At 36.9% G+C, this 20,020-nt stretch carries 16 protein-coding genes, 2 pseudogenes and 1 riboswitch; of the genes and pseudogenes, 15 read left to right on the forward strand and 3 right to left on the reverse strand.

Going from position 1 to position 20,020, the window contains the following annotated elements; genetic code table 11:
• The first annotated feature begins 1 nt into the window (after position 1).
• The 3 genes from CP363_RS01625 to holA are packed head-to-tail and all read left to right on the forward strand — an operon-like array spanning position 2 to position 3,931.
• On the forward strand, positions 2–691 hold the full coding sequence (locus CP363_RS01625; protein WP_098035729.1) for a helix-hairpin-helix domain-containing protein: 690 nt from the start codon (positions 2–4) through the stop codon (positions 689–691).
• Complete coding sequence (locus CP363_RS01630; RefSeq protein ID WP_098035730.1) at positions 660–2,948, forward strand: DNA internalization-related competence protein ComEC/Rec2; 2,289 nt, start codon at positions 660–662, stop codon at positions 2,946–2,948. The genes CP363_RS01625 and CP363_RS01630 overlap by 32 nt, the downstream gene beginning before the upstream one ends.
• On the forward strand, positions 2,945–3,931 hold the full coding sequence (gene holA, locus CP363_RS01635) for a DNA polymerase III subunit delta (protein ID WP_005718884.1): 987 nt from the start codon (positions 2,945–2,947) through the stop codon (positions 3,929–3,931). The genes CP363_RS01630 and holA overlap by 4 nt, the downstream gene beginning before the upstream one ends.
• A gap of 63 nt (positions 3,932–3,994) precedes the next feature.
• On the opposite strand, the gene rpsT is transcribed toward holA, so the two are convergent.
• Positions 3,995–4,252: a 30S ribosomal protein S20 gene (gene rpsT / locus CP363_RS01640; RefSeq protein ID WP_005718885.1), complete on the reverse strand. Its 258-nt coding sequence runs from the start codon at positions 4,250–4,252 to the stop codon at positions 3,995–3,997.
• 201 nt (positions 4,253–4,453) lie between these two features.
• On the opposite strand from rpsT, the gene rpsO reads away from it, so the two are divergent.
• The 8 genes and pseudogenes from rpsO to yjeM all read left to right on the forward strand — a co-directional run.
• On the forward strand, positions 4,454–4,723 hold the full coding sequence (gene rpsO, locus CP363_RS01645) for a 30S ribosomal protein S15 (protein WP_005718887.1): 270 nt from the start codon (positions 4,454–4,456) through the stop codon (positions 4,721–4,723).
• 157 nt (positions 4,724–4,880) lie between these two features.
• On the forward strand, positions 4,881–6,671 hold the full coding sequence (locus tag CP363_RS01650) for a ribonuclease J (protein ID WP_023488142.1): 1,791 nt from the start codon (positions 4,881–4,883) through the stop codon (positions 6,669–6,671).
• A gap of 2 nt (positions 6,672–6,673) precedes the next feature.
• The gene (locus CP363_RS01655) at positions 6,674–7,507 is read left to right on the forward strand and encodes a tetratricopeptide repeat protein (RefSeq protein ID WP_023488143.1); all 834 of its coding nucleotides are present in this window, start codon (positions 6,674–6,676) and stop codon (positions 7,505–7,507) included.
• A gap of 189 nt (positions 7,508–7,696) precedes the next feature.
• Entirely contained in the window at positions 7,697–8,887 is a 1,191-nt protein-coding gene (tuf, locus tag CP363_RS01660) for an elongation factor Tu (protein ID WP_013086177.1), read from the forward strand.
• Positions 8,888–9,032: 145 nt separating this feature from the next.
• Positions 9,033–10,364 carry a trigger factor gene (tig, locus tag CP363_RS01665; RefSeq protein WP_005718891.1) on the forward strand — a complete coding sequence of 444 codons (1,332 nt, stop codon included), beginning with the start codon at positions 9,033–9,035 and terminating at the stop codon, positions 10,362–10,364.
• A 128-nt stretch (positions 10,365–10,492) separates the two neighbouring features.
• Entirely contained in the window at positions 10,493–11,758 is a 1,266-nt protein-coding gene (clpX, locus tag CP363_RS01670; RefSeq protein ID WP_005721319.1) for an ATP-dependent Clp protease ATP-binding subunit ClpX, read from the forward strand.
• Positions 11,748–12,338, forward strand: a complete 591-nt coding sequence (gene yihA / locus CP363_RS01675; RefSeq protein ID WP_089145758.1) for a ribosome biogenesis GTP-binding protein YihA/YsxC — start codon at positions 11,748–11,750, stop codon at positions 12,336–12,338. The genes clpX and yihA overlap by 11 nt, the downstream gene beginning before the upstream one ends.
• A 163-nt stretch (positions 12,339–12,501) precedes the next feature.
• A pseudogene (gene yjeM, locus CP363_RS01680) lies at positions 12,502–13,691 on the forward strand (glutamate/gamma-aminobutyrate family transporter YjeM); the annotation flags it as partial.
• 88 nt (positions 13,692–13,779) lie between these two features.
• On the opposite strand, the gene dapF reads toward yjeM, so the two are convergent.
• Together dapF and CP363_RS01690 are read right to left on the reverse strand one after the other, a co-directional pair.
• The gene (gene dapF / locus CP363_RS01685; protein WP_098035731.1) at positions 13,780–14,784 is read right to left on the reverse strand and encodes a diaminopimelate epimerase; all 1,005 of its coding nucleotides are present in this window, start codon (positions 14,782–14,784) and stop codon (positions 13,780–13,782) included.
• A gap of 8 nt (positions 14,785–14,792) precedes the next feature.
• A pseudogene (locus CP363_RS01690) lies at positions 14,793–15,689 on the reverse strand (aspartate kinase); the annotation flags it as partial.
• Positions 15,651–15,811, forward strand: a riboswitch (Lysine riboswitch). (Overlaps the previous pseudogene by 39 nt.)
• Before the next feature lie 92 nt (positions 15,812–15,903).
• Here CP363_RS01690 and lysA point away from each other — a divergent pair.
• Genes lysA through dapA form a run of 4 tightly spaced genes read left to right on the forward strand, consistent with a single transcriptional unit; the run spans position 15,904 to position 20,020 of the window.
• Entirely contained in the window at positions 15,904–17,214 is a 1,311-nt protein-coding gene (gene lysA / locus CP363_RS01695) for a diaminopimelate decarboxylase (protein ID WP_098035732.1), read from the forward strand.
• Positions 17,215–17,228: 14 nt separating this feature from the next.
• The gene (dapD, locus tag CP363_RS01700) at positions 17,229–17,936 is read left to right on the forward strand and encodes a 2,3,4,5-tetrahydropyridine-2,6-dicarboxylate N-acetyltransferase (protein WP_098035733.1); all 708 of its coding nucleotides are present in this window, start codon (positions 17,229–17,231) and stop codon (positions 17,934–17,936) included.
• Between the two features lies 1 nt (position 17,937).
• Complete coding sequence (locus tag CP363_RS01705) at positions 17,938–19,092, forward strand: N-acetyldiaminopimelate deacetylase (protein WP_013086186.1); 1,155 nt, start codon at positions 17,938–17,940, stop codon at positions 19,090–19,092.
• A 1-nt stretch (position 19,093) separates the two neighbouring features.
• Positions 19,094–20,020, forward strand: coding sequence for a 4-hydroxy-tetrahydrodipicolinate synthase (gene dapA, locus CP363_RS01710; protein ID WP_023488385.1), 927 nt, complete (start codon positions 19,094–19,096; stop codon positions 20,018–20,020).

Genomic DNA, 20,020 nt, shown 5'->3' on the forward strand with positions numbered 1-20,020 from the left:
TATGAATTTTGGAAAAATAAAAGAATTTGTGTTTGAGAAAAAAGTATATCTCATTGGTGCAATAATTCTTGTAGTTGGATTTTATGGATTAAAGAAAGGGGATCATCAAGAAAATGCTGCTGCAGTGCAGGATCAAGTTATGCAGTCTAGCACTAGTAGTTCAGGTGCAACCACTAATACTAATGCAGTGACTAGCAGTAGTTCAACAACCGTTTCTAAGACTGTAACTTGTGATATTTCCGGTGCGGTGAAGCATCAGGGAGTATATACATTGAAAAATGGTGCTCGTCTGCAGGAGTTAATTGAGGCGGCTGGAGGTACTACTGCTAGAGCACAATTAAAAGCTATTAACCGCGCTACTTTGCTTAAGGATCAAGATAAAATTCATATTCCTTACAAGGGTGAAAAGGTTGAAAATGTGGCAACTGCAGGATCAGCTGATAATAGTCAAAATAATGGGAGTACTAGTAGCAGTAGCCCAAGTAATCAAGGGGATGGCACTAAGATCAACTTAAATACTGCTAATGTAACGGAACTACAAAAGTTAACTGGAATTGGTCAAAAAAAGGCAGAACAGATTATTGCTTATCGTGAACAAAATGGTTCTTTTAAAAAGATAGAAGATTTAATGCAGGTATCGGGAATAGGAGAAAAGACTTTTGCGAGCCTTAAAGATCAATTGGCTGTTTAAAAATGAAGTTGGCTTTTACTTAATAACCGCTTTGTTGCTAATTACAATCTCTTTTTTGGCTTTTTCTTGTACAACAATGGTGCAAAAAATAGTAGCTTTATTTTTTCTGGGTTACTTTTTGCTACTGTTAGTACAAAAATATCGAGTTAGTTTAAAAATAGTTAGTCTAATAGTTGGGGCATTTCTATTACTAATTTTTTTAAGTAAATCAAAAACCAATTTTGTTTTAACCCAGCAGAGCCAATTAAGAATTTACCCTGATCAGGTAAGAATTAAAGACGACTACTTAACAGGTGTGGGTAATTTTGCTCAAGGTAAAATTTTAATTAGTGGCAAGGTAACAGATGCTCAAAAAGAACTGCTTAAGCATGGGAACCCTGTTTTAGTGACAGAAATTAATGGGGAATGCAATTCAATTGAGCCAGCAACTAATATTGGTGAGTTTAATTTTCAGAATTATTATCAGGCAAAACAAATTTACCAAAAATTGAAATACAGTAGTTGTCAAATGAAGCTATTACCGATTACTGATTTTGGGGATCAATTGCATCAATTACGTTTTGAATTGCAGAACTATTTTGCCAAGATGCCACAGTTGTTAGGCTTTTTCGCTAGTGAATTAATCTTGGGTGAAAATAATGCTCAAGAAAATCAAGAAATACTAAATAATTATCGAGATTTGGGTGTTATTCACTTGTTAAGCATTTCAGGCTTACATGTTGGAATCTATGTCTTATTAATTAGCGTATTTTGTTTTAACTTGAAACTGACGGATGAAGAAACTTTTGTCTGCTGTACATTGGTTTTATTGCTAGGTATTTTTCTAAGCAATGGTCAAGCCGGCTTTGTAAGAGCGAGTTTAACCTACTTTTTAGGCAAAATTTGTAAGTTTAAGAAATATCATGTTGCGTCGATAGATCTGCTGGGATTGACCTGCATTTTACATCTTTTAGTAGTACCGCGTTTATTTCTGGCAACTGGAGCCTTATTGAGCTATATTTTGGCATTGGGTTTACAGTTAACTGATAAGTTTGGCAGTTTTAAACAAGCAATTTTGTTAAATATTTTATTAACGCCATTACTATTGCTTTTCTTTTATCAGGTCAATTTTTTAACTGTAATTTTTAATATGTTAGTAGTGCCATATTTCAATTGGATAGTTTTACCAATTGCTTTTTTCAATATTGTGACGTTTGGTCTGACTAAAGATTTTGCTCCGGTATTAGAAAAAGTGCTTGAATTAGGTGAGAAAATCATTGGGCAATTATCTGCTACTAAGTTGGGACTACTAACTTTTGGGCAAATTAATTGGTGGCAGTGTCTGTTGCTATTAATAGTAACGATTATTTTGATTGTTTCTTTAAGAGAAAAAGTTAACTGGCGCTTTAATAGTAAGAAAATTATGGTGGGCTTGTTGAGCTTGTATGTAATTTTCTTCAGCATGATTCATTTTCCTTTGCGAGGGCAAGTAACCTTCATTGATGTGGGCCAAGGAGATAGTATTCTAGTGACTACGCCATTTCCTCGCAAGGTATATTTAATTGATACTGGTGGGAAACTAAACTTTAGTGGCAAAAAGCAGACACCTCAGATTGATCGAATTACTATTCCATTTTTGAAAAGTCAGGGAATTAATACGATTGACGGAGTCTTTGTTTCGCATCAAGATGCCGATCACGTTGGTGATTTAGGACCATTACTAGAGCAGGTTAATGTTAAGAAATTATTTATGGCCGAAGGACTAATTAAGAATCCATCTTTTCAAAAGAGATTAGATGGTCGTGTAAAAGATACCAAATTAGTGGAGTTACTTGCAGGAATGCAGGTGAAAGAACCGCAGATTACATTTAATGTGGTTTATCCATATCAAGCAGGAGAAGGAAAGAATGAAGATTCCCTGAGTTTGCTTTTTAGAGTAGCGAATAAGAACTGGTTGTTTACAGGAGATTTAGGTCAAGATGGTGAAAAGGAAATTATGCAGAGGATGAAACTTCAGGTAGATTATTTTAAATTGGGTCATCATGGCAGTAAAACATCATCCAATCCAGACTTTTTACGTGCAATCCATCCTAAGCAAGTTTTTATTTCTGCTGGTCGAAAAAATAGGTTCGGGCACCCCCATCAAGAGACGCTAACGACACTAACTCAACAACAAATACCATGGGTTTCAACGCAAGACTGTGGTATGATTAGCTGGTATTATGGCGGACTGCAAAGTCCTAGATTTAGTTACTTTTTAAAGCGGGATAAAAAATGACCTTACTTTCTTTGTTTAAAAATACAAATAACAATAATCCACATACCTTAATTTGGGGTGCAGATGACTTTCTCAATGATTACTTGGTGAGATCATATGCCAAGGAAGATCGCTTTAAAGATTTGGAGCACGTGACTGTCGATTGCGAAAGCGATGGCTTAGATGAATTGATTGCGAGCTTAACTGAATCCAGTTTATTTAGTGAACAGAAATTTATTGTAGTCAAAAATCCTTTCTTTTTAACAGCTAAGGTATCTAAAAAATTACAGAAACAAATTGATGACTTACAAAAAATTTTTGAAAACTTAGCTGATTTAGAAGATGTAGTAGTAATTGTTGCTTCTTATGAAAAAATTGATAGGCGTAAAAAACTGACTAAAACTGTTCTAAAGCAATTCAATGTGGTTGAGCCACAAATTAGGCCCTATGAAGTTGCTTCAACGACTAAAGCCTTGATCAAAGATGAGGGATATATAATCACACAGTCAGCTTTACAGCTGCTAATTGAGCGAAGTGATCAGGTAATTGACACTATTTTAAGCAATTATCAAAAGCTAAAAATGGTAGCTACCGATAACAAAATTACTGAAAAATCAGTAATGCAAAATGTAGATTTGTCCCTAGCACAAAATATTTTCGCTATTTTGGAGTCGGCTTTAGATAAGAATTACCGTGAAGCAGTTGAGCGCTTAGATAATCAATTACGTGAAGGGACTAATCCAATTCAATTATTAGCGGTCTTTGAAAATCAATTAGAATTGATTTTGGTCGTTAAAATCTTAGCACAAAGAGGTCGTAGCGAACCACAAATTGTAAAAGAATTAGGCGTTCATCCCTATAGGGTTAAGTTAGCCCTACGTAATCGGTTGAAGATAGACAAGCTAGAAAATTTATTAAGGGATGCAATCGACTTAGAATTTAAATATAAAAATGGAACTTACCGTGAAGATAATTTTTTGAAATTATTTATCTTAAATGTCTAAGAGTATACAAAAAGAGGAGATCGCTGCAGATCTCCTCTTTTTATTATTAGTAATAAGTAAGATTTACTTGTTTGCTAACTTGTTTAAACGACTCTTGTCACGAGCAGCCTTGTTCTTGTGGATTAAGCCTTTTGAAGCAGCCTTATCCAAAGCACGTTCAGCTTCTAAATGCAACTTGGAGACGTCTTCCTTACTATCACTTTCAACAGCGTTCTTAAACTTCTTGATAGCAGTTCTTAACTTGCTTAATTCAGAAGCGCGGCGTTCGTTAGTAGCGTTTTGAGTCTTAACACGTTTGATAGCTGATTTGATTTGTGGCATGAAATTCACCTCCAATGATTTAGAAATTTACTTCATCCATTATACTTAAGAAATATCACGGATGCAAGATAATTTCCGCTTGCTTTTTTAAAAAATAATGTGTATGATTAAGACTGTTGTGAACCGCTAACGCTGTTTATTTGTTCACGCCGACGATAAACGTTGTTAACGGCAATTATTTAATGAAAGGTGAATTTAACTATGGCAATTTCAAAGACTGAAAAAGAAAAGATTATGAAGGAATACGCAACTCACGAAGGTGACACTGGTTCTGTTGAAGTTCAAGTTGCTCTTTTGACTGCTGATATCAACAACTTGACTGATCACATGAAGAGTCACAAGCATGACCACCACTCATACGTTGGTTTGCTTAAGAAGATCGGTCACCGTCGTAACTTGCTTCGTTACCTTGAAAACAACGACATTAACCGTTACCGTGAATTGATCAAGAAGTTAGGTCTTCGTCGTTAATTTTCACATAATATTGAATAATGAAGCTAGCCGAAAAGGCTGGCTTTTTTTGTCTCTGTCATAATTTTATTCTTTATGCTAAAATTGAAACAGATTATTTTTACGTTGAGATCGATAGATCCATAAGAATTAAAAATTAGATAGAAAAGGAAATATAATGGCTGATCAAATCAAAATTATGATCTTGAGCGGTGTGCGTGAACAGGGTAAAGACATGTTTGCTGTTCAAGTTAATGATGAAATTTTTGTTCTTGATGCCGGATTAAAGTACCCTGATAGTTCTTTATTTGGTATCGATGTAGTAATTCCTGACCTTGATTTCTTTGAACAATACGGAGATCGAGTAGCAGGTATCTTTTTAACACATGGGCATGCTGATTCAATTGGTGCATTGCCATACATTTTGCGTAAATACGATATTCCAGTATTTGGTTCACAATTGAGTATCGAACTTGCTAAAATTGAAGTACAACGCGAAAACAAACGCCGTAAGAATAGTTTGTTCCACGTAATCGATGCAGATACTGAAATTGATTTTAAGAATGCAAGTATTTCATTCTTCCATACGACACACTCAATTCCTGATTCACTTGGAATAGATGTACATACACCAGCAGGTGAAATTGTTTATACTGGTGACTTTAAATTTGATCCAACAGCTGCGTTAAATTATCGGACTGATATGGATCGCTTAGCTGAAATTGAACAAAAGGGCGTTTTAGCGCTTTTAAGTGATTCATCTAATGCAGAAGCATCTTTCCCTAATGCATCTGAACAAGATATTGGTAAATTTGTGACTAATGTCTTCAGAAATGCTAAAGGCAGAATTATCGTAGCTGCTAAAGCCTCTAACTTGAATCGTGTTCAAGAAGTTTTAAATGCTGCAGCAGCAACAGGGAAACGCGTCTTATTAACTGGCCGCGATCTAGCTAAGATTGTTAGAACTTCAATGAAATTAGGCTATTTAGATGTGCCTGAAGGCTTGTTGATGCGAGTTAAGGATCTGAAGACTGTGCCAGATGAGCAGACAGTTATATTAGAGACTGGGCGTATGGGTGAACCACTTAACTCATTACAAAAAATGGCTAAGAAGCGTCATAGTATGATTACGATTCATAAGGGCGATTTGGTCTTTATTGCAACTACTCCGTCACATGCGGTTGAAACGATGGTAGCTGAAACCAGTGATTTGGTATATAAGGCTGGCGGTACGGTTATCCAGTTAGGCAGAAATATACATACTAGTGGGCATGCAACTGGTCGTGATCTGCAACTTTTGATTACAACCTTGAAGCCAAAATTCTTAATTCCAGTAATTGGTGAATATCGTTTACTTGAAGTAGTACGTGATTTGGCTATTAAAGCTGGAATGAATCCTAAAGATATATATATTACCAAGAATGGTGACTGTCTTGAATATGACTTTAAGCAGAAGCGTTTCTTCTTAACTGACCCAGTACCAGGTGAAGATACCATGATCGACGGTTCTGGTGTTGGTGATGTTGGTAATATTGTGCTACGTGATCGTGAGGTCCTATCAGATGACGGAATCTTTATTGCGGTTGTTACAATTGACCGTAAGAAGAAAAAGATTATTGCAGAGCCAAAAGTCACTAGTCGTGGTTTCGTCTATATCAAGGCTAATCGCCAGTTGATGAGTGATTCAATTGATGTAATTAAAAAAGCAATTCAGGCCAATTTTGAACACAAAAAGTTTGATTGGACTGAATTGAAGCAAGATATCCGCGGTGATTTGGAGAAGTTTTTATACAAGAAAACTAACCGTCGTCCAGTGATCTTGCCCGTGGTCATGGAAGTAAATCAAAACCGTCATCGTGCTATGCAGAAACGCAATGAAAAAGCACAAAATGACAATAAGAACCATGCCAAAGACGAAAATAAAAAAACAAAAATAAATAAGAAAAAAGAAAGTAATAAGAAAGACTAAAAATGACATCAGTAAGCCAACAAAATTTATTGAAACTTGCTGAAGAAGATGAGCGTAAGGGAGATCTCGAAGCAGCTATTCAAAATCTAGAAGAAGCATTACGTGGAGAGCATTCATTGGACGTTATTTTGAAACTCTGCAAACTCTATTGCGCTAATAAACAAGAAGATCAGGCATATGCTTTAATTAAAGAGGAGCCTGATCTTTTTTCTGATCAGCGAGTATTTAAAAGTTACTGTCAAATTCTAGCTAAAAATAATTTTTTTATTGAAGCTCTACAACTAAAAAATCTTGTTGGAGTGGACTTATCAGAAAAGGTAAAACCAGCTTCTGAAGAAAAACAGCGGCAGATTATGCAAAACTTTAAACAACGAGAACAGGTTACTCAGTTGGATTATGAAAGTTTACATAAGTTAAACCTGCCTAATTTTAAAGCTTTTGCACGAAGCGTCTTATTAGATCCAACGCCAGATTTTGCTGTTAGGTTGTCACTTTGTGAAGATCTAGTTCGCTTGGGACTTGAAGAAAAGTTTGAAATTTGGGTAATAGGCCAGATGGAGAGCTTTATTCCGGCGAATACACTGCTTCTAGAAAAAGAACCTAAGTACCGTGAAATTATTTCTAGCATTGGAAGCAAATTTCACAATAGTCCAAGTCAGTTGCCATTAATGCTGGGAGAAGTGAATTTGGTATTAGGCAGTCTTTACCCTAAAATTAACCAATATATTGATGAGCCTGACAGTTTTGCTAGTGATTTAGTTTCATTTTTACAAAGAAAAGATGGCCGTAGTCATCAAAAATTACTAGAAAAAATATATAAATACTTACCGCAATAAAAAATAAGTAAAAAAGGTTTACATTTTCAAACTATTTAGTATAATTAGCAAAGGATATTTTCGTTAGGCAATTTCGCTTAAGCTTTTTTACTAGGCATTTGCCGAAGAAAGTAGTACAATATTCAACAGAGAATTATCCGTTAACTTATCTCAACGGACTTCTTGCAAATTTACAGGAGGGTCATTTTAATGGCAGAAAAAGAACATTACGTTAGAACTAAGCCACACGTAAACATTGGTACTATCGGTCACGTTGACCACGGTAAGACCACTTTAACTGCGGCTATTACTACTGTTTTGGCTGACAAGGGTTTGGCTAAGGCTGAAGATTACTCACAAATCGATGCTGCACCAGAAGAAAAGGAACGTGGTATTACTATTAATACCGCCCACGTAGAATACGAAACTGAAAATCGTCACTACGCTCACATGGACGCTCCAGGCCACGCCGACTACATCAAGAACATGATTACCGGTGCTGCACAAATGGATGGTGCTATCTTAGTTGTTGCTGCAACTGATGGTCCTATGCCACAAACTCGTGAACACATTTTGCTTGCTCGTCAAGTTGGTGTTAACTACATCGTTGTTTTCTTAAACAAGTGTGATTTAGTTGACGACCCAGAATTGATCGACTTAGTTGAAATGGAAGTTCGTGACTTGTTGACTGAATACGATTACCCTGGTGACGATATTCCAGTTGTTCGTGGTTCAGCTTTGAAGGCTTTACAAGGCGACAAGGAAGCTCAAGAACAAATTCTTAAGTTGATGGACGTCGTTGACGAATACATCCCAACTCCAGAACGTCAAACTGACAAGCCATTCTTAATGCCAGTTGAAGACGTATTTACTATCACTGGTCGTGGTACTGTTGCTTCAGGTCGTATTGACCGTGGTACTGTTAAGGTCGGTGACGAAGTTGAAATCGTTGGTTTGGTAGACAAGGTTCTTAAGTCAGTTGTTACTGGTTTGGAAATGTTCCACAAGACTCTTGACTTAGGTGAAGCCGGCGATAACGTTGGTGTATTGCTTCGTGGTATTGACCGTGACCAAGTTGTTCGTGGTCAAGTATTGGCTGCTCCAGGCTCAATTCAAACCCACAAGGAATTCAAGGGTCAAGTTTATATCTTGAAGAAGGAAGAAGGCGGCCGTCACACCCCATTCTTCTCAGACTACCGTCCACAATTCTACTTCCACACCACTGATATTACTGGTGAAATTGAATTGCCAGAAGGTACTGAAATGGTTATGCCTGGTGATAACACTGAATTTACTGTTAAGTTAATCAAGCCAGCTGCCATCGAAAAGGGTACTAAGTTCACCATCCGTGAAGGTGGTCGTACCGTTGGTGCCGGTCAGGTTACTGAAATCCTTGACTAATTTCTAACGATATAGTTAAAAAAGATGCACTTCTTCACAGGAGCGCATCTTTTTTCTTTTAAATTTGTTTTTTGCGGCCTTTTAAGGTAAGATAACTTAGTATGCAAGAAGCAAACTCAAATTTGACATTGGAGGTATTTAATTAATGTCTGTTAAATGGGAAAAGACCGGTAAGACAACCGGTGATCTTACTTTTGATATTTCACAAGATGAAATTAAATTAGGTTTAGACCAAGCTTTTAGAAGAGTAAAGAAAAACTTGCGTGTTCCTGGCTTTAGAAAGGGTCACGTATCACGTGTGATCTTTGATCAATATTACGGTGAAGAAGCATTATATGAAGATGCCTTAAATATTGTATTACCAAATGCATATTCTGCTGCTGTTAAAGAAGCAGGTATTAAGGCAGTTGGCCAACCACAAATTGTTCCTGTATCAATGGATAAGGACAAGGATTGGACTATGAAGGCTACTGTTACTGTAGAACCAGAAGTTAAGTTAGGTGACTACAAGGGTATCGAAGTTCCTAAGCAAAACACTCGTGTTTACCAAAAGGACATTGATGCTGAACTTGACAAGCGCCGTGAACAAAATGCAGAACTTGTTCTTAAGAAGGGTAAGGCTGAAAAGGGCGATACTGTTACTATCGATTACAAGGGTACTATCGACGACAAGCCATTCGAAGGCGGCTCAGCTGAAAACTACTCACTTGAATTAGGTTCAGGTGCATTTATTCCTGGCTTTGAAGATCAACTTGAAGGCCATGAAGCCGGCGATGATGTTGATGTAGTTGTAACTTTCCCTGAAGATTACGGTGCAAAGGATTTAGCTGGTAAAGAAGCACACTTTGCAACTAAGATTCACGAAGTTAAGTCAAAGCAACTTCCTAAGTTAGACGATGAATTTGCTAAGGACGTTGATGACTCTGTAGACACCCTTGATGACTTAAAGGAAAAGATCAAGAAGGACTTGAAGGAACAAAAGGAACAACAAGCAAACGACGCTATTCAAGAAGCTGCAATTGAAGGTGCTGTAAGCAACGCTACTATCGATGAAATTCCTGATGCTATGATTCAAGAAGATGTTGATACTCAATTGAACCAATACTTGGGTAATATGCAACGTCAAGGTATTGACCCACAAACTTACTACAAGTTGACTAATACCAACGAACAACAATTGCGTTCACAATTTGAAAAGAATGCAGCTGAAAGAGTTAAAACTAACTTAGTTCTTGAAGCTATTGTTGCTGCTGAAGACCTTAAGGCAACTAAGGAAGAAATTGATAAAGAAATCAAGGATCTTGCTTCAGAATACAACATGGATGAAAAGATGGTACGTAACACCTTATCAGATGACATGTTAGGCCACGACATTACTGTACGTAAGGCTATGGATCTTATTACTGATAATGCTAAGCAAGTTGCTAAGTCAAAGCTTGAAAACAAAGAAGACGATGACAAGAAGGAAAGCAAGTAATAGTAATATTTGCTAATTTCTCAAAAAGAGCGGCTATAGGCCGCTTTTTTTGCTGTTCGAGCTTAATATTTATCAATATTAGTTAATTTATGATAATCTGATTTTTGGTAGATATAGGAGGAAAAATAATGGCAAATCAGTTTACAGATCAAGAAGAGATTAAATGCGCTTTTTGTGGCAAAACTCAAGACCAAGTTAAGAAAATGATTGCCGGTAACGGTGTATATATTTGTAATGAATGTGTTGACTTGGCTAAAAAAATTATTGACGATGAATTACGAGCAGATTCACTTAAAGCAGCTCGTGAATTACCTAAGCCTGTTGAAATAAAAAAGGAACTTGATCAATATGTTATTGGTCAAGACCGTGCTAAAAAAGTCTTATCAGTTGCTGTATATAATCACTATAAGAGAATTAGCCAAATGGATGTTGATTCTTCAACTGAATTACAAAAATCAAATATTGCAATGATCGGACCAACTGGATCAGGTAAGACATATCTTGCTCAGACTTTGGCTCGTATTTTAAATGTCCCATTTGCAATTGCCGATGCAACTACCTTGACTGAAGCAGGGTATGTTGGTGAAGACGTTGAAAATATTTTGCTTAAGTTACTACAAAATGCTGATTATGATTTGGAACGTGCACAGCGTGGCATTATTTATATTGATGAAATTGATAAAATTTCTAAAAAATCTGAGAATGTCTCAATTACGCGTGATGTTTCAGGTGAAGGTGTACAGCAATCATTATTAAAGATCTTGGAAGGTACAATTGCCTCTGTTCCACCTCAAGGTGGGCGTAAACACCCTCAACAAGAAATGATTAAGATGGACACGACTAACATTCTATTTATTGTTGGTGGGGCATTCGACGGAATTGAACAAATCGTTAAAAATCGTTTAGGTAAAAAGACCATTGGCTTTGGTGCTGAAAATGAGGCAGATAAAATTAATGCAGATGATTGGACACGCCATTTGACTACAGCTGATTTAGTTAAATTTGGAATGATTCCTGAATTCATTGGTAGAATTCCAATTATTACTACGCTTGATAAATTGAGTAGTAAGGATTTGGTCAGAGTGCTAACTGAACCAAAGAATGCTTTAGTTAAGCAGTATAAGAAATTATTATCACTTGACGATGTTAATTTGAAGTTTACTGATGGTGCTCTGAAGGCAATTGCTGACTTAGCAATCCAAAGAAATATGGGTGCACGTGGACTTAGAACAATTATCGAAAATTCAATTATGGATATTATGTATGAAACTCCTAGTGAAGAGGATATTGAGACCGTTGAAGTAACTAAGGACGTAATTACTAAGCACGCTAAGCCAAAGGTAATCCGCAAAAATACTGATAATAAAGAACAGGTAAGTGTCAATGATCATTAAAAGCAGTAGTTATGCAGTTAGTGCTGTTAGAGAAGATCAATATCCTAAAGATAACTTGCCTGAGATCGCATTAGCAGGCCGCTCAAACGTGGGAAAGTCCAGCTTGATAAATACCCTATTAAAGCGTAAAAACTTAGCTAGGACCTCGTCACAGCCTGGAAAGACACAAACTTTGAATTTCTACAAAGTCAATGAAAAATTTTATTTGGTTGATGTACCAGGTTATGGCTATGCCAAAGTTTCACAGAAGAAGCGGCAAGAATTTGGCGAAATGATTCAAGATTATTTAGAAACTAGACCCAACCTAAAGGGACTAATTATTTTAGTAGATAGTCGTCATGAACCAACCAAAGATGATATTGCTATGTATGATTATGCTCAATATCTAAATATCCCAATTTTGGTAGTTTGTACCAAGATGGATAAAATAAAAAAGAGTCAAACTAATAAGGTGATATCAGGCTTAAAGAAAAAGTTGAATCTCAACTATGATCATGTCACTGTTTTGACTTTTAGTTCGGTCACTAAATTACATGTAACTGAATTAAGTAATTGGATTGAAAAAAGAATTAATGAATAAAAATGAAGGGCTACTAGTGAATAACTAGTAGTTTTTTCTTATGAGCCTAAAATTAGAATAAATTTATTCAAGATAAACGATGCTAAAATGGAAAGTGTAAATAGAAAGTAGAGGCTTTATCTTGGATGATGAAAATTCACAAACTAAAAAATCATTGACGACTATGAGCCTTGTGTTGATGATTATCACAACGGTTTATGGTTTTGGCAATGTTTCTGTTTCTTATGAGCAAATGACATATGCTGGGATCATTTGGTTTATTTTGGCTGGCGTCTGTTTCTTTTTCCAAGCTGGCTTAATGATGGCAGAATATGGGTCTGCTTTTCATGATGCTCAAGGTGGTATTTATTCATGGTTAGCTGGCTCAGTTGGACAAAAATAGGCCTTTATTGGGACTTTTGTATGGCTGGCTAACTGGGTGCTGTGGCTGGTTGCAAGCGCCTCAAGGCTTTAAATTTCAATCTCTGCCCTTATTTTTGGCAAAGATACAACTCAAGAATGGAATATTTGGGGCTTGCATGGTACTCAATTGATAGGTGTACTAGCAATTTTATTCATGATTGTATCAACGTACCTGTCTTCCAGAGGGATAACTGGAATTAAAATTATGTCATCAATCGGTGGTTGGTTCATGATTGTAATGAATGCAGTCTTTATTCTAGCTAGTTTAACGGTCTTGATTATGAATCATGGACAATTGGCTCAGCCGATTACTGGGTGGCAAAGTTTTATTATTTCGCCTAATAAAAGTTTTCAAACGCCAATTACGATTATTTCTTTCGTAGTTTATGCAGTCTTTGCATATGGTGGGATGGAAACCGTCGGTGGTGTGATTGACAGTATGAAACACCCAGAAAAAGATTTCCCTAAAGGCTTAATTATTGGGTCATTGTTCACTATTATTTCTTATGTTTTGATGATTTTTATGACCGGTTTTTCAGTTAATTATCAAAAAGATATTTTAGCAGCCAATGCCAATACTGGAAATATTACGTATACCGTATATGACACACTTGGCAAAGCCTTTGGAACCGCACTTCATTTGGATTCTAACACGAGTTTATTGATTGGTAAATTCTTTACTAGAGCAATTGCTTTATCTGGTTTGATGGGAATGACAGGTGCTTTCTTTGTTTTGCTTTATTCACCAATTAAATCTTTCATCATGGGATCTGATCCACGTTTGCGACTAAATTAAATAAACACGGTATTCCTGCTAATGCGATGTGGGCTCAAACTGTCTTCGTTTGCCTATTAATTGCGGTGGTCTCATTCGGTGGTAGCGCAGTGACTAGCTTTTATCAAATTCTGACGGATATGGGTAACGTAGCCGCTACTGCACCTTATATTTTTTATCGCGTTTCCAAGAAAAAGCATGGCTTGAAAGACTTAGATTAATAATTAAAAAGTAAAAATGGCTTGCGTGTTGCAAGCCATTTTTTTACGCTAAAGTTGTAATGTCATTGAACTTTGGCAGATTAGCAATAAATTTTTCATAAGCACTTTGTTCAGCAGTCTTTTGGATCTGGACATTGGAAAAATCACCTTTCCTTAAGTCAGCTTCAGAAAGCTTAATTCGATGAGTAAAAGTAGCGTTACCAATAAGCTCGATCCAATAACTATTTTTTTCATAATGCACGATAGTTTTAACCATACCGCCAGGATTATAAACTGATATTGGTGTATTTAAGTTGCCTATTTCGGGGTGGGTTAAAGTAAGAGCAAGAGAAGTCGCGGACATTCCAGTACCACAGGCATTGGTAAAACCAACGCCCCGTTCGTAAGTGCGGACAAAAAGTTTATTTTTATCTAAAATTTGCGCGAAATTAACATTGACGCCATCTGTAAAGTAGGGATTATTGCTATTTAATTTTTTACCAACAATGCCTAAGATCGGGCCGGTAATTTCTGCTTGATTAACAAAAGAAATCAAATGTGGGTTAGGTACGGCAATTGAAGTAAAACGTAATCCAGGATAAATTTCTGGCAACCAAGCATCAATAATCCGTTCTTGTCCTAAATTATCAAAAGGGAGTGTCTCTTTATTAAAGCGTACAGGAGAGATCTCAACTGCAAATGCTGGCACGTTAGAAGCAAAATCTTTTTCTCTTCTAACACGTAAGCTGGCATTCATTGTGTCAACTAGGAAATTATCTTTTCCCGTTTTTTCACTTAGGTAACGAGCAACGGTGCGTAGACCGTTGCCACACATTGATGCTTCACTTCCATCAGCATTGATTACACGCATCTGGCCAAGTGAGTTAGAATGCACGGGATGATTAACTACTAAAACGCCATCTGCTCCGTGAAGCAGTCCAGTTTGTGGATTGGTAATCTTTTGCGTAAAATTTTTTAGCTCGGCGTCACTTAATTCGTGTTCGAATTGTGTTTGATCAAGAATAAAGAAATGATTTTGAGAACCGTGAACTTTGAATAAATTAATCATAATGCCCCCTAATTAAAAAACTTTTGATAAATAATTTTTACTGCTTCATCAGCCTTTTCTTTTTTAGTACCGATCATGATTGAAATTTGAGAAGCTCCCTGATTGATCATTTGTGGTGAAATATCATGATCGCCTAAAGAATCGATAATTTGACGGCTGATGGTATGTTTTTGTCGCATTCCTTCGCCGACAACCATAATAATTGCATAATCTTCAATCCATTCGAGTTGATCTGGATTAATTGTAGCTTGAATTTCATTACAAATTTGATCAATTAACTGATCGTTTAGAAAATCATTGTTAAAAATAATGGTAATATCGTCAATCCCAGATGGCATATGCTCATATGGAATATTATGTTGGTATAAAATTTGTAATATACGTAAGGTGAAACCAGCTTCTTTATTGAGCAAATATTTATGCAAATATAATGCGGAAAAATGTTTTTGGCTGGTTACGCCGGTTATTGCATTATCTGGGACAAAATCCTTTTCTGGGACAATCATAGTGCCAGGATTGCTAGGATCATGAGTATTTTTCACATTGATAGGAATCTGTCCTTGAATAGCAGGAATCAATGCTTCATCGTGAAAAACAGAAAAGCCAGCATATGACAACTCTCGCATTTCGCGATAAGTCATTTTCTTGATGGATTGGGGATGCTCAATAATATGAGGATTAGCGGCAAAAATCCCATTGACATCTGTAAAATTTTCATAGAGATCAGCATGAAAGCCGCGAGCTAGAATAGCCCCGGTAATGTCTGACCCGCCACGGGAAAAAGTGGCGATATTACCAGACGGAGTCATGCCAAAAAAGCCAGGAAATACGATACGTTCATCAGCCTTAATTTTAATTTGGTCAAGATTTAAGTAGCTCTCTGGATTGACAATGGCATCATTGGGCAAAACGAAGATGAATTGTAAAAGGGGAGGTTGCCGAAGCTGAGTCATGCTAAAGGCTTGAGCTGGGGCGTAGTTGAATAAACTGCGGACTGTCGCGAACAAAATTCGCGGAGCGCTATCGACCATAGATTAAGTAGAAATTAATCCATTGTTTGTTTGGCGCAGACAATGGATTTTTTATTAGCGTTTCGCCTGAAAAAGACAGGAGAACAAAATGAATTCACAAATTGCAGTAGATCAGATTAATGAGCAAGGCCATTTAACGATTGGTGGAGTTGATACAGTAGAATTAGCTCAAAAGTATGGTACGCCATTAGTAGTTTATGATGTCGATCAAATTCGTCGACAAATTCGGGCTTTTAAGAAAGTTTTTGAAGAAGAAAACATGGCCTATGCTGTTAGTTATGCAAGTAAAGCTTTCGCAGCAATCGCAATATATCAGGTTATTGCAGAAGAGGGAGCATACACTGACGTAGTTTCAGCAGGTGAGTTATTTACTGCAATAAAAGCCAATTTTCCAATGGAGAGAGTTAGCTTTCATGGTAATAATAAATCATTAACTGAATTGGAAATGGCCGTAAAAAATCATGTTGGCAAAATTATTATTGATAATTTTCATGAGATTCAGTTATTGGCGCAAGTTTTAAAAAAGTACGATGCTACGATTAGTGTCATGTTGCGTATTGCACCAGGGATTTCAGCACATACCCATGAATATGATCAAACAGGTCAGATTGATAGTAAATTTGGCTTTGATCTTGAATCAGGTCAAGCAGAAAAGGCATTAAAACAAGTTCTAGCTAATCCTAGGATGAAAATGTTGGGGATTCATGCTCACATTGGCTCACAGATTTTTGCCTTAAACGGCTTTGAAATGGCAGCACAAAAATTAATGGTAGTAGCGCAAGATTGGCGAGAAAAGTATGGCTATCTTGCACAAGTTATTAATATTGGTGGCGGTTTTGGGATTAAATATACCCAAGAAGATCATCCATTACGACCAGAAGAATTTGTTAAGACGATTGTTAAGGTGATCAAAACTGAAGCTGAAAAAATGAATTATCCTTTACCTGAAATCGATATTGAACCGGGAAGATCAATTGTTGGTCCAGCCGGTTACAACCTTTATACGGTGGGTAGCCGTAAGGATATTCCAGGTTATCGTTCTTATATTACTGTCGATGGCGGGATGGGAGATAATATTCGCCCTGCACTTTATCAGGCTAAGTATGAAACAGTTTTAGCCACCGATCCACAAGCGCCTTTGACTGAACATGTTCGTATTGCTGGTAAGTATTGCGAGAGTGGCGATATATTAGCAGAAGATCAAGCTTTGCCACAAGTCAAAGCTGGAGACTTGTTAGCGATGTTGGATACAGGTGCATATGGGTATTCAATGGCTTCAAATTATAATCGTAATCCTCGACCAGCAGTGGTATTTGCAGAAAATGGTAAAGCAAAATTAGTCATTAAGCGTGAAAGTTTAGAAGACTTGGTTCATTTAGATCAATCATATTTAAATTAGAAAAGAGAAAAAAGATGGCAAAGTTAAATGCAAAAAGTATTATTGATTACATCGGTAATGCACCAAAAAAGACACCGGTAAAAGTCTTTATTAAAGGAGATTTAGCACAAATTGATTTTCCAAAGAAAATTGAGAATTTTACTGAAGCTCATTCTGGCGTGATCTTTGGTGACTGGAAAGATATTGAACCATTTTTAAAAGAAAATCATCAAATTACGGCCTACCATATTGAAAATGATGCACGAAATTCAGCAGTTCCTTTATTGGACTTCAAAAAAGTTAATGCTCGAATTGAACCAGGAGCTATTATTCGTGATCAAGTGGTAATCGGTAATAATGCAGTAATTATGATGGGTGCCATTATTAATATTGGAGCAGAAATCGGGGCTAATACCATGATTGATATGGGCGTAGTTCTCGGTGGCCGTGCCATTGTTGGACAACATTGTCATATTGGAGCTGGTAGCGTATTGGCTGGTGTAATTGAGCCTGCTTCAGCTAAACCGGTTCAAATTGATGATAATGTCATGATTGGAGCTAATGCAGTTGTAATTGAGGGTGTTCATGTAGGTGAAGGAGCCGTTATTGCAGCCGGAGCAGTAGTTACTCATGATGTGCCAGCACATACGATGGTAGCGGGCGTTCCTGCTAAAATTATTAAAAAAGTTGATGAAAAAACTAGTAGTAAGACGGAACTAGAAGATAATCTGAGAAAGTTATAAAATGTCAGTTTTAAGTGAAAGTGAGTTAATTCAAATTAGAAGGCATTTACATCAAATACCTGAATTAGCACTAGCAGAAAAAGAAACACATGATTATTTAATCGAGATAATTCAAAAATTTAAGCAAGATTATTTGGAAGTTGAGATACCGTCGACACTGCCTACCGCAATTCTAGTATTAGTTAAAGGAAGAAAACCGCACAGAACGATAGGATATCGTGCTGATATCGATGCTTTACCAGTTACTGAAAAAACTGGACTGGCATTTTCATCAAAACATGAGGGAGTAATGCATGCATGTGGACATGATATTCATATGACCGTGGCATTAGGTTTGTTAAGCTATTTTAGTGAAAATCAGCCACAAGATAATTTGCTTTTTTTCTTTCAGCCAGCCGAGGAAAGCCAAAGTGGTGGGATGCAAGCTTATGAAAAAAGAATTTTTCATGATCAATTTAAACCTGACGAGTTCTATGGCTTGCATGATAACCCCGCTTTGCCTGCTGGTAGCATTGGGTGTCGGATGGGTACACTTTTTGCTGGTACAACTGAAGTCAATATTGATATTTTAGGTAAAAGTGGACACGCAGCTTTTCCGCAAGATGCAAATGATACGGTAGTTGCAGCAGCAAGTTTGATCATGCAGGTTCAAACTATTATTTCACGAAGCATAGATCCAATTCAAAGTGGTGTTATTACTCTAGGCAAAATCGAAGCTGGTACGATTAGAAATGTAATTGCAGGTCAAGCTAGAATTGAGGGCACGATTCGTGGCTTAACTCAAAATATGATTTTGACAATCGATCAACGTCTCAAAGAAATCTGTCTTGGTATTGAGAAAAGCTTTGGTGTAGAAGTGAAGTTAGATTTGAATCAAGGTGGATATTGGCCAGTAGAAAATAACCCACAATTAACCAAGAACTTTATTTCATATATGAAAAGTCAGCCGACGGTTAACTTTATTACTACTGAACCAAAAATGACAGGTGAAGATTTTGGCTTTTTGCTGGCTAAATTCCCTGGGACAATGTTTTGGCTAGGTGTTGGTGATCCTGATTCACAATTGCATACGGCTACACTTAATCCTGATGAGAAAAGCATTCAGCGCGGCGTTGATGCAATCAAAGGATTTTTGATTAATAGAATGAGGCAATAAAATGGCAACATTAATTGATGCAGATTTGTTAACGGCGATTGTTACGCCATTTGATGAGAATCAAAAAATAGATTTTGCCAGTTTAGAAAAGCTGGTTAATTATTTAATTGACCAAGGTTGCAATGGCTTTGTAGTTGGTGGTACGACCGGAGAAACGCCAACTCTGACTCATGATGAAAAGATAGACTTGTACCAGCATTTTGGTCAAATTGTTAATGGACGTGTTCCGGTTATTGCAGGAACGGGCAGTAACGACACTGCAACCACTATCGCCTTCACCAATGAGGTAGCACAAATTAAAGGAATTGATTATGCCTTAGTAGTAGTGCCACCGTACAATAAGCCTGATCAGCGTAGCATGATTGCACATTTTAGTGCTATCAATGAACAAACTAAGATCCCAATTTTGATCTATAACATCCCTGGTCGAACTGGCGTGAAGATGGAAAAAGAAACGGTAGTCCAATTATCACGCCTTAAAAATATTAAGGGAATCAAACAATGTGCATCTTTAGAAGAAATGGAATACATTATTGATCATAAAGATCCTAATTTTTTGGTATTTAGTGGTGAAGATACGCAAGCGTTACCTGCAAGATTACTAGGAGCCAATGGCGTTATTTCCGTAGCTAGCCATTTATATTGCAAACAAATGCGGCGAATGTTTGATGATCTTTATGAAGGAAATTATCCTGAGGCGGGCACGATTCAACGCTGGTTAACGCCGAAAATGCAGGCTTTGTTTATGTATCCTTCACCAGCTCCTGTTAAGGCAGCCTTGAATGCTCAAGGATTTATAGTAGGGGGATGTCGTTTGCCATTAGTCGCTTTAGGTGATGAGGAAAAAGAAAAGTTGGCCCAGCATTTAGGTTTAAATGCTAATGCATTGATGCAAAAGTTGCCACTTAATTTAGGAAAGGATTGGTAA

The sequence above is a fragment of the Lactobacillus sp. UMNPBX12 genome (assembly GCF_002553955.1).
GTDB classification, from domain to species: domain Bacteria; phylum Bacillota; class Bacilli; order Lactobacillales; family Lactobacillaceae; genus Lactobacillus; species Lactobacillus crispatus.

Coding starts and splice junctions, on each gene's coding strand:
- CP363_RS01625 (WP_098035729.1), top strand. CDS start 2: ATGAATTTTGGAAAAATAAAAGAATTTGTGTTTGAGAAAAAAGTATAT.
- holA (WP_005718884.1), top strand. CDS start 2,945: ATGACCTTACTTTCTTTGTTTAAAAATACAAATAACAATAATCCACAT.
- rpsT (WP_005718885.1), bottom strand. CDS start 4,252: ATGCCACAAATCAAATCAGCTATCAAACGTGTTAAGACTCAAAACGCT.
- rpsO (WP_005718887.1), top strand. CDS start 4,454: ATGGCAATTTCAAAGACTGAAAAAGAAAAGATTATGAAGGAATACGCA.
- CP363_RS01650 (WP_023488142.1), top strand. CDS start 4,881: ATGGCTGATCAAATCAAAATTATGATCTTGAGCGGTGTGCGTGAACAG.
- CP363_RS01655 (WP_023488143.1), top strand. CDS start 6,674: ATGACATCAGTAAGCCAACAAAATTTATTGAAACTTGCTGAAGAAGAT.
- tuf (WP_013086177.1), top strand. CDS start 7,697: ATGGCAGAAAAAGAACATTACGTTAGAACTAAGCCACACGTAAACATT.
- tig (WP_005718891.1), top strand. CDS start 9,033: ATGTCTGTTAAATGGGAAAAGACCGGTAAGACAACCGGTGATCTTACT.
- clpX (WP_005721319.1), top strand. CDS start 10,493: ATGGCAAATCAGTTTACAGATCAAGAAGAGATTAAATGCGCTTTTTGT.
- yihA (WP_089145758.1), top strand. CDS start 11,748: ATGATCATTAAAAGCAGTAGTTATGCAGTTAGTGCTGTTAGAGAAGAT.
- dapF (WP_098035731.1), bottom strand. CDS start 14,784: ATGATTAATTTATTCAAAGTTCACGGTTCTCAAAATCATTTCTTTATT.
- lysA (WP_098035732.1), top strand. CDS start 15,904: ATGAATTCACAAATTGCAGTAGATCAGATTAATGAGCAAGGCCATTTA.
- dapD (WP_098035733.1), top strand. CDS start 17,229: ATGGCAAAGTTAAATGCAAAAAGTATTATTGATTACATCGGTAATGCA.
- CP363_RS01705 (WP_013086186.1), top strand. CDS start 17,938: ATGTCAGTTTTAAGTGAAAGTGAGTTAATTCAAATTAGAAGGCATTTA.
- dapA (WP_023488385.1), top strand. CDS start 19,094: ATGGCAACATTAATTGATGCAGATTTGTTAACGGCGATTGTTACGCCA.